General features: G+C 48.3%; 2 rRNA genes. Both read left to right on the top strand.

Going from position 1 to position 269, the window contains the following annotated elements:
- Positions 1-93 (top strand): 23S ribosomal RNA (locus NNO03_RS22595); the annotation flags it as partial.
- Positions 94-189: 96 nt separating this feature from the next.
- Positions 190-269, top strand: a 5S ribosomal RNA gene (gene rrf / locus NNO03_RS22590); the annotation flags it as partial.

Genomic DNA, 269 nt, shown 5'->3' with positions numbered 1-269 from the left:
GAACGTTAAAGACGATGACGTTGATAGGTCGGGTGTGTAAGTGTAGCGATACATTGAGCTAACCGATACTAATGAACCGTGAGGCTTAACCTTACAACGCCGAAGATGTTTTGGCGAAAGACAGACATTGATTTCAGCTTGATACAGATTACATCAGAACGCAAAAAGCGGTCTGATAAACAGAATTTGCCTGGCGGCTGTAGCGCGGTGGTCCCACCTGACCCCATGCCGAACTCAGAAGTGAAACGCCGTAGCGCCGATGGTAGTGT

This window comes from Citrobacter sp. Igbk 16 (genome assembly GCF_028069755.1).
Lineage (GTDB): Bacteria > Pseudomonadota > Gammaproteobacteria > Enterobacterales > Enterobacteriaceae > Citrobacter.
This window is presented reverse-complemented; position numbering and strand designations above follow the sequence as displayed.